Source organism: uncultured Flavobacterium sp., from assembly GCF_963925415.1.
Lineage (GTDB): Bacteria > Bacteroidota > Bacteroidia > Flavobacteriales > Flavobacteriaceae > Flavobacterium.
Map to the genome: position 1 here is coordinate 1 of NZ_CAWUTS010000136.1, position 9,107 is coordinate 9,107.

At 30.4% G+C, this 9,107-nt stretch carries 9 protein-coding genes; 8 read left to right on the forward strand and 1 reads right to left on the reverse strand.

What is annotated here, in order from left to right; all coding sequences use genetic code 11:
• Positions 1-141 precede the first annotated feature (141 nt).
• The 3 genes from AABM47_RS10510 (at position 142) to AABM47_RS10520 (ending at position 3,652) form a co-directional block, all read left to right on the forward strand.
• The gene (locus AABM47_RS10510; RefSeq protein WP_338410879.1) at positions 142-1,209 is read left to right on the forward strand and encodes a hypothetical protein; all 1,068 of its coding nucleotides are present in this window, start codon (positions 142-144) and stop codon (positions 1,207-1,209) included.
• 118 nt (positions 1,210-1,327) lie between these two features.
• Positions 1,328-2,542, forward strand: a complete 1,215-nt coding sequence (locus tag AABM47_RS10515) for an RsmB/NOP family class I SAM-dependent RNA methyltransferase (RefSeq protein WP_338410880.1) — start codon at positions 1,328-1,330, stop codon at positions 2,540-2,542.
• A gap of 9 nt (positions 2,543-2,551) precedes the next feature.
• A complete protein-coding gene (locus AABM47_RS10520) occupies positions 2,552-3,652 on the forward strand; it encodes an endonuclease (RefSeq protein WP_338410881.1) in 1,101 nt (366 codons plus the stop codon).
• Here AABM47_RS10520 and AABM47_RS10525 read toward each other — a convergent pair.
• Complete coding sequence (locus AABM47_RS10525) at positions 3,649-4,380, reverse strand: biotin--[acetyl-CoA-carboxylase] ligase (protein ID WP_338410882.1); 732 nt, start codon at positions 4,378-4,380, stop codon at positions 3,649-3,651. The two genes, AABM47_RS10520 and AABM47_RS10525, sit on opposite strands and share 4 nt — an antisense overlap.
• Positions 4,381-4,466: 86 nt before the next feature.
• Between AABM47_RS10525 and rsfS the strand changes: the two genes are divergently transcribed.
• From rsfS to AABM47_RS10550, 5 genes are all read left to right on the forward strand, one after another.
• The gene (rsfS, locus tag AABM47_RS10530) at positions 4,467-4,838 is read left to right on the forward strand and encodes a ribosome silencing factor (RefSeq protein WP_338410883.1); all 372 of its coding nucleotides are present in this window, start codon (positions 4,467-4,469) and stop codon (positions 4,836-4,838) included.
• Between the two features lie 2 nt (positions 4,839-4,840).
• Complete coding sequence (gene ftsH, locus AABM47_RS10535) at positions 4,841-6,790, forward strand: ATP-dependent zinc metalloprotease FtsH (RefSeq protein ID WP_338410884.1); 1,950 nt, start codon at positions 4,841-4,843, stop codon at positions 6,788-6,790.
• Positions 6,791-6,882: 92 nt separating this feature from the next.
• Positions 6,883-7,476: an LUD domain-containing protein gene (locus tag AABM47_RS10540; RefSeq protein WP_338410885.1), complete on the forward strand. Its 594-nt coding sequence runs from the start codon at positions 6,883-6,885 to the stop codon at positions 7,474-7,476.
• Between the two features lies 1 nt (position 7,477).
• The gene (locus tag AABM47_RS10545) at positions 7,478-8,296 is read left to right on the forward strand and encodes a phosphatidate cytidylyltransferase (RefSeq protein WP_338410886.1); all 819 of its coding nucleotides are present in this window, start codon (positions 7,478-7,480) and stop codon (positions 8,294-8,296) included.
• A complete protein-coding gene (locus AABM47_RS10550) occupies positions 8,286-8,936 on the forward strand; it encodes a phosphatidylserine decarboxylase family protein (RefSeq protein ID WP_338410887.1) in 651 nt (216 codons plus the stop codon). Before AABM47_RS10545 ends, AABM47_RS10550 begins: the two co-directional genes overlap by 11 nt.
• The last annotated feature ends 171 nt before the right edge of the window (positions 8,937-9,107 follow it).

Sequence of the window (9,107 nt, forward strand, 5' to 3'; positions counted from 1 at the left end):
AATATAAAATTAATTTAATTGCTATTTTAAAATATTGATTATCAAATGCTTAAATTATAAAAGTCGGTTTTGGCACGAATATTGTTTTATTTAAATCAAATATAAAATTAGCCCTAAGTATTAACTTTAAATCTATTTATAATGAAAAAATTATTTACCCTTAGCCTTTTATTTAGCTTCACCAGTTTATTTGTTGTAGCCCAAGATAAAACAACTGTTACTGCAAAAAATGCAGAAATAAGTGATAATTTAGATTTGAGAGCAGTAGCAACTATTTTTGGAGAGTCATCAGATTTAGAAGACTTTGAAAAAAGAATAAACGACCCAAAAGCACAAATTAGTAATTTGGATCTAAATAATGATGATTATGTCGATTATTTGAGAGTTATCGAATCTATTGAAGGAAATGATCATATTATAATTGTTCAATCTGTAATTGATACCGATATATATCAAGATGTAGCTAGTATTGAAATTCAAAAAGACAACAACAACAACATTCAAGTTCAAGTTGTTGGTGATGTGTATATGTATGGTGAAAATTATATATATGAGCCTGTGTATGCTCACAGACCAATTATTTATAGCACTTTTTGGTCAACTAATTACAGTCCTTATTATTCAAGTTGGAATTGGAATTATTATCCATCGTACTATTCATTTTGGAATCCTTTTCCAATATTTAGATATAGAAATCACATTAACATCTATATTGGCAACTATGGTCACCACTATAATTACGTAAATTATAGAAACTGTAGCAATTCTTATAATTCATATTACAGAAGAAGAGCAAACGCATACGAATCGAGGTATCCAGAACGTTCATTTTCTCATAGAAACGCAACTGTTTCAAACCGATATGAATTGGACAGAACACGAAACACACGAAGCGTAAACGTCAGAAAAAGAGAAATTACGCAACCCCGAATGGAATCATCATCTAGAACATCAAGAGATGCACGTTCAAGAAACACAAAAATGGCTTCCACAAAAAGTGCATCTACAACTTTGAGACCAATAAAAAATTCTTCTGAAGTAAGAAACGAACGTTCAAGAAACACAAGACCTAATTCAACAAGAACAAGTGCAGAACCAAGAACCACAAAAACTAAAAACACGTCAACTGCAAACAGAAAAAGTAATTCCTCAAGAAATACAAGCTCAAGAGTAAGTTTAAGCTCTAGATCAACAGTAGGCAAAAGATAAAAAAACACGCTTGATTACCATAAAAAAAGACTGCAGTATTTGCGGTCTTTTTTTATTTTCATAATATTTACTTAAACGTTTTATATGTAGTACATTTGCAGACTGATTAAAAAATAAAATGAGATTACATAGAAATTTAGTGTTTACGGTTATTGATTCATTAATGGCTATCTTTAATGAAGGATCATATGCCGATAAAATGGTTGCGTTAGCTTTAAAAAAAGATAGACGTTGGGGAAGTAGCGATCGAAAATTTGTTGCAGAAACCATATACGAAATAGTACGTTGGAAACGATTATATGTTGAGATTGCGGAAGTTAAAGACCCTTTTACAAGAGATGATGTTTGGCGCATTTTTGCTGTTTGGGCTGTGTTGAGAGGTCTAAAATTACCTGATTGGAAATACTTTGAAGCGACTCCTACCAGAAAAATAAAAGGGCGTTTTGACGAATTAATTAAAATTAGAAAATTTAAAGAATCTATTCCAGATTGGATAGATGAATTGGGTGTAAAAGAACTAGGTGAAGAAACTTGGGCCAAAGAATTAACCGCTCAAAACGAACAAGCAAAAGTTATTTTAAGAGTCAACACCTTAAAAACCACAATAGAAAAAGTGCGTTCTATTTTAATGGACAACAATATTGATACAGATTATATCAAAGACCAACCTGATGCATTAGTTTTAAAAGAACGAGCCAATGTGTTTATGATACCCGCTTTTAAAGAAGGGTTTTATGAAGTTCAGGATGCCTCATCACAATTAGTGGCTTACTTTTTAGATGTAAAACCAGGTATGCGCGTAGTTGACACCTGTGCGGGTGCGGGTGGAAAAACGCTACATTTGGCAGCATTAATGGAAAACAAAGGCCAATTAATTGCCATGGATATTTATGAAAGTAAATTGAAACAATTAAAAATTCGTGCCAAAAGAAATGGTGTTTTTAATGCTGAATTTAGAGTAATTGATACTACTAAAGTAATCAAACGTTTACACGAAAAAGCCGATAGAGTTTTAATTGACGCACCGTGTAGTGGTCTTGGAGTTTTAAAAAGAAACCCTGACAGTAAATGGAAGTTACAGCCCGAATTTATTGAAAATATCAAAAAAGTTCAGTCTGAAGTTTTAACAAACTATTCAAAAATAGTAAAGCCAGGAGGTAAATTAGTATATGCCACTTGTTCCATTTTGCCATCTGAAAATCAAGATCAAATTAAGAAATTTTTAAAATCTGAGGAAGGAAAAAGTTTCACATTAGTAAAAGACAAAAGCATATTGGCCCATCAATCTGGATATGATGGTTTTTACATGGCCCTACTTGAAAAAAAGATATAATTATTTGCAATGAAAAATTATTTATTATTATTGATGCTTACTACATCTCTAGGATTTGCTCAAATTCCAACAGGATATTATAACACCGCAACAGGAAATGGATATACATTAAAAACCAATCTTACCAGTATAATTGCAACCAATACCAACTCTCTTGATGTAGCAAACTATGGCGACCTTTGGACTTTGTTTACCACCACAGCTTTTAGAGACAATTATTACGAAAATAACGGTACTTTATTAGATATCTATTCAGAAAACCCTTCAGGTGCAGATAGTTACGAATATAGTTCAACGTTTGATCAATGTGGCAACTATTCTGGAGAAGGATCGTGTTATAATAGGGAACACATTATGCCACAATCTGTATTTGGCAGCAATAATTACCCCATGTATTCAGATGCTCATTTTGTTTTGCCCAGCGATGGATCTGTAAACGGACAAAGAGGAAATTTTCCTTTTGGAGTTGTAAGCAGTGCTTCATGGACTTCTACAAACGGATCAAAAAAAGGAGGTAATATAAATTCGGGATATGCAGCCGGATATAGCGGAACCGTGTTTGAACCTATTGATGAGTTTAAAGGTGATGTTGCAAGAGCACTTTTGTATTTTGCAACCCGCTATGAAAATGAAGTTACAAATTGGACCTATGATATGTTGAACAACACAACCAATCAAGTTTATACAAACACATTTTTAAACATATTAATCACTTGGCATACTCAAGATCCTGTTAGCGCATATGAAATTGCAAAAAACAATGCTGTTTATACGTTTCAGAATAACAGAAATCCATACATTGATCATCCTGAGTATGTTTGTCAAATATGGTCTACGCAATGTTCGGTACTTTCCAATCAAGATTTTGTTAGTTTAGATGATATTTTAATTTATCCAAACCCATCAAACGACAATACAATACTAATTGATACTAAAGTTGAATTAACTGCTATTCTATTAATTAATACTAAAGGACAGGTTGTTCAAAAAATAAATAAACCCTTGTTAAACCATAACACATATCGTTTAGAAAATATACCAACAGGTTTTTATTTTCTAAAACTAAACAGCGCAAATCAATTTATCACCAAAAAAATAATTATTCATTAATACAACATTTTTATTTGTTTGATGTTATAGTTCGAAATAGAATCATCATCTAACATTACTTGAAGTTGACCTGTAGTTGTTACACCTTTTATAATTCCCATAAATTTTTGTTGATTACAATCTTCAAAAACAGTGGGAATTTCTTTTTTAAATAAATTGGCTCTATATGTTCCCCAAAGCAAATCAGTTTTATGCGATCGCACTAAAGAAATATTTTGTTTCAATTTTTCTAAAATAACATTTAAAACCTCATCTAAATCAAAATCTATTTGTTCTAATAAGCTTAAAGAGGTTACATTTTTTAAATTATTAAATTGAGTTTGGTTTACATTTAATCCAATTCCTATTACTGAAAATATTTCTCCGTCAGTTTGAATTGAATTTTCTATTAAAATTCCTGCAATTTTCTTTTGGTCTGCCATAATGTCGTTTGGCCATTTTACAGCAATATTTTTTTTTGTCAGTTGATTTAAAGCCTCTAAAACACTTATTGCAACTGCAGCATTAAAACTAAATAAAGCGTTGGGGTTAATAATTAAATCTCTTACTAAAACGCTAAAAGTAAGGTTTTTACCCGACTCACTAAACCATTCTGATTCTCGTTGACCCCTTCCTTTTTCTTGGGTTTTAGCAACAACTACAGTATAGTTTTGAACAAACTGACTTCGCATCAATTCTTTTAAATAATCATTAGTAGAGTTTGTGGCATTTAGTTTGATTATATTCATTTGTAAAAAATATTTTTTGTATTCTTTTGTAAACATTCAAATGTAAAGACAAAATTTGGTAAATTTGCATAAACTAAAAAATTTAGATGACTAAAAAGAAAATAAATAATGATGATTTGATAGCAAATATCATCAAAGGAATTGAAGATGTAAAAGGGAACGATATTAACATTCTAGATTTAAGAAAAATCGACAATACTGTTAGTGATTATTACATCATTTGTAACGGAAATTCTAACACACAAGTTAACGCAATTGTTAACTCCATCCAAAAAGTAGTTTCTAAAGAATTAAAAGACAAACCATGGCATGTTGAAGGTTCAGACAATGCAGAATGGGTACTTATGGATTATGTAAATGTGGTGGTTCATGTTTTTCAAAAACATATAAGAACGTATTATAATATTGAAGGTTTATGGGGAGATGCCCAAATCATATCATTAGAAAATAAAAATTAATTATGTCAAAAGCTCCAAAAAAAATTGGGTTTAAATTTAGTCCTTGGTATATATTTCTTTCTGTACTTGCCTTATTATTTATTATTGAAGTAGCATCATCAGGTTTAGATTTTAGTGATCCAAAACCTACAACTATTTCAAAATTTAATCAACTTTTAGATGCTTCACAGGTTGAAAAAGTAATTGTATTTAATGGTAAAACTGCCGAAATATACTTAAAAAAAGAAGTTTTAAGTAATAAAGCTTATGATGACGTTAGTAAAGACGTTTTAAAAAAACTAAATGAAAAAGGTCCTCATTATCTTTTAGAAAATATTGGTAACGAAGAATTGTTTCAGAAAAAATTAGTAGAAGCAGCTGAAAAAGGATTAGTTTCTAATTATGATTTTAAAACTACAGGCGATTGGACAGAAATTTTAGGATTTCTTTTACCCTTTTTACTAATTGCTGGATTGTGGATTTTTATGATGAAAAGAATGTCAGGTGGTTCAGGTGGTGCAGGCCAAATGTTTAGTATTGGAAAATCTAAAGCCAAATTATTTGACGAAAAAACAGACATTAAAACTACATTTGAAAACGTAGCTGGATTAGAAGGAGCCAAAGAAGAAATTCAAGAAATTGTTGAATTCTTAAAAACTCCAGAAAAATACACCGCATTAGGAGGTAAAATTCCAAAGGGAGCTTTATTAGTTGGACCTCCTGGAACAGGTAAAACTTTGTTAGCAAAAGCAGTTGCTGGAGAGGCAAACGTTCCTTTCTTTTCTTTATCAGGGTCAGACTTTGTAGAAATGTTTGTGGGTGTAGGTGCTTCGCGTGTTAGAGATTTATTTAAACAAGCTAAAGAAAAATCACCTTCTATTATTTTTATAGATGAAATTGATGCTGTAGGAAGAGCACGTGGAAAAAACAACATGTCGGGTGGAAATGATGAAAGAGAAAATACCCTAAACCAATTACTTACAGAAATGGATGGTTTTGGTACAAATACTAATGTAATTGTTCTAGCTGCAACCAATAGAGCTGATGTTTTAGATAAAGCACTGTTAAGAGCTGGTCGTTTTGACCGTCAAATCTATGTAGACTTACCAGATATTAGAGAGCGTAAAGAAATATTTGAAGTTCACCTAAAACCTCTTAAAAAACAGGAAGGCTTAGATACCAGTTTCTTAGCAAAACAGACTCCTGGTTTTTCAGGAGCTGATATTGCGAATGTGTGTAACGAAGCGGCCTTAATAGCTGCAAGATATAACAAAACAGCTGTTGACAAACAAGATTTTTTAGACGCTGTTGATCGAATAGTTGGTGGTTTAGAAAAGAAAAATAAAATTATAACTAAAGACGAAAAAAGAGCAATTGCTGTTCATGAGTCAGGTCACGCAACAGTAAGTTGGATGCTTGAGCATGCTGCTCCTCTTGTTAAAGTAACTATTGTTCCTCGTGGTCAAAGTTTAGGTGCTGCTTGGTACTTACCAGAAGAAAGACAAATTGTAAGACCCGAACAAATGCTTGACGAAATGTGTGCTACCATGGGTGGTCGTGCAGCAGAAAAAGTAATCTTTAATAATATTTCAACAGGCGCTTTAAGTGATTTGGAAAAAGTTACAAAACAAGCTCGAGCTATGGTTACTATATATGGCTTAAACGATAAAATTGGAAATGTTACGTATTATGATTCATCAGGCCAAAATGATTATAATTTTTCAAAACCTTATTCTGAAGAAACAGCTAAAGTAATTGACAACGAGATATCAATATTAATTGAATCTCAATATCAAAGAGCTATAAAAATTCTTGAAGAAAATAAAGATAAATTAAATAAATTAGCGGATATATTAATTGAAAAAGAAGTTATTTTTAAAGATGATTTAGAAACTATTTTTGGAAAACGAAATTTTAAAGAAGAAGAAGAAGAAGAAGAATTAGCATCTAATGTGACCAATGAACTAATTTAATATATATAATTATTAAAAAAAAAATCTTAATTCATATGCAAAATGAATTAAGATTTTTTACCTTTGATTTCTATTATATTATTAGGTAATAAATGAACATAATAAAAAAGTTATTTGGTACAATTTCTAATGATGAACATAATTCATCTGAAAATCCTCATGAAACTCAAGAAGTTATTTCATTAGATGAAAAATTTACCTTTAATTTTAAAAAAAATGGAGGAAAATTTATTTATTGTGAAAACCTAAATGAATTAAGAGATCAGTTTGAAAACATACTAGAAGAAAATGATTGGTTTGAAAATGAAGTTTTATGCCATGATGAAAAACTTTTTACTTTATTAGAAGAAAATAAATTGGAGTATAAGGATGTCAAAAAACCAAATTTCTTTTTAACCAATTGCGAAGATTTAATTGCTGACGATGGATCAATACTGTTTTCATCAAAACAATTTAAACAATTTAAAGCAAATGAATTACCCGCTAATATTGTCGTATTTGCAACTACAAGTCAAATTATAGAAAATAAAAGTGAAGGTCTAATGAATATTAGAAAACGATACAACAAGCAATATCCTTCAAATATAACTACGATAAAGTTTTTTGAAAAAACAAACGAGGAAAATTTTTTAAATTACGGCAGCTCTCATAAAAATTTATACTTGCTGCTATTAGAAAATATATAAAATGAACGAAACTATAACCAGGTTGTTATCAGGTATCGTTTATGTGCTTTTACTACTATTCGCTATCTCCTATTCTCAAACAAGCTTTTTTATTCTATTTGGTTTATTTTTATTGATAGCTATAAACGAATTTTGTAATCTTGTTCAAATTTCTAAAACTATACCCTCTATATTTGCTTTGCTTCTGTTTTCGGTTTTTACATTTGGAAAAATAGAAATCAACTGGCTGTCAAAATTAGTATTAGCTGCAACTATTTTGATCTCAATAAAAGCAATGTTTTTTTTATTTTCAAATACAATCACATCACACTCAGCAACAGACAAATACCTCTATATTATAGGATACATAATATTTTCATTCATTTTTATTGCTAAAATCCCTATAGGTATAAAAGGATATAACCCTAAAATAATTATTGGAATATTTATTTTAATATGGACTAACGATAGTTTTGCCTATATTGTTGGAAAATCAATTGGGAAAAATAAGTTATTTGAACGTGTATCTCCAAAAAAAACAATAGAAGGATTTATTGGAGGACTAGTATTTAGTATATTTGTAGGAATATTAATTTCAAAATACTACATTGGTTCATCAAAAATAAATACCATGTACATTTGGATAGGAATTGCCTTTATTGCAAGTGTATTTGGGACTATTGGAGATTTAGTAGAATCTAAATTCAAACGAATTGCTAATGTGAAGGATAGCGGCAATATAATGCCTGGTCATGGTGGTGTATTAGACAGACTAGATAGTATTATTTTTGTAGCTCCATTTATTTATTTATTTTATCAAATTTTATATTATGTTTCATAAAGAAGGTGGAAAAATTATTTTAATAACAGTTATTATGGCTGTTACAATGCTTTTGGCATCAGATCTATTAATTGTAAACTTTTGGATACAAAAAACTATTCAAGTTTTAGCCTTGTTTTTATTGATAATAGTTCTTCAGTTTTTTAGAAATCCGAAAAGAGAAACGAAAAATAGTGACTCTCACATTATTGCTCCTGTCGATGGAAAGGTTGTAGTTATTGAAGAGGTTTTTGAGCCTGAATATTTTAAAGACAAACGTTTAATGGTTTCTATATTTATGTCTCCCATAAATGTCCATGTAACGCGTTATGCGCTAAACGGAACTGTAACCTATAGCAAATATCATCCAGGAAAATATCTTGTAGCCTGGCACCCTAAAGCAAGTGAAGAAAACGAAAGAACAACAGTAGTTATTGATAACAAAAGGTATGGTGAAATTATGTATCGCCAAATTGCTGGTGCTTTAGCACGACGCATAATAAATTATGCAACAATTGGAACAACTGCAATTCAAGGAGATGATGCGGGTTTTATTAAATTTGGTTCACGTGTTGATTTATATTTTCCTTTAGGAACTCCAATTGAAGTCAAACTGGGTCAAAAAGCTATTGGAGGAATAACCGTACTAACAAAAAAATAATATATTGAAAAGTGAAGTATTAAATCTTTTATTTGACAAAGCATTTGAAAACGCAAATAAAATTGAGAAAGAATCTGTACCGCCAAACGTGCAATTGGTTCTATACGGTTTGTTTAAACACGTATCATCAACAAGACCTTCATTAATTAGAGATGCATCACAAGATTCAAA

Bases quoted from the DNA above. Each gene is read 5' to 3' on its own strand.
- AABM47_RS10510 (WP_338410879.1), top strand. From the start codon at position 142: ATGAAAAAATTATTTACCCTTAGCCTTTTATTTAGCTTCACCAGTTTA.
- AABM47_RS10545 (WP_338410886.1), top strand. From the start codon at position 7,478: ATGAACGAAACTATAACCAGGTTGTTATCAGGTATCGTTTATGTGCTT.
- ftsH (WP_338410884.1), top strand. From the start codon at position 4,841: ATGTCAAAAGCTCCAAAAAAAATTGGGTTTAAATTTAGTCCTTGGTAT.
- AABM47_RS10515 (WP_338410880.1), top strand. From the start codon at position 1,328: ATGAGATTACATAGAAATTTAGTGTTTACGGTTATTGATTCATTAATG.
- AABM47_RS10540 (WP_338410885.1), top strand. From the start codon at position 6,883: ATGAACATAATAAAAAAGTTATTTGGTACAATTTCTAATGATGAACAT.
- rsfS (WP_338410883.1), top strand. From the start codon at position 4,467: ATGACTAAAAAGAAAATAAATAATGATGATTTGATAGCAAATATCATC.
- AABM47_RS10525 (WP_338410882.1), bottom strand. From the start codon at position 4,380: ATGAATATAATCAAACTAAATGCCACAAACTCTACTAATGATTATTTA.
- AABM47_RS10550 (WP_338410887.1), top strand. From the start codon at position 8,286: ATGTTTCATAAAGAAGGTGGAAAAATTATTTTAATAACAGTTATTATG.
- AABM47_RS10520 (WP_338410881.1), top strand. From the start codon at position 2,552: ATGAAAAATTATTTATTATTATTGATGCTTACTACATCTCTAGGATTT.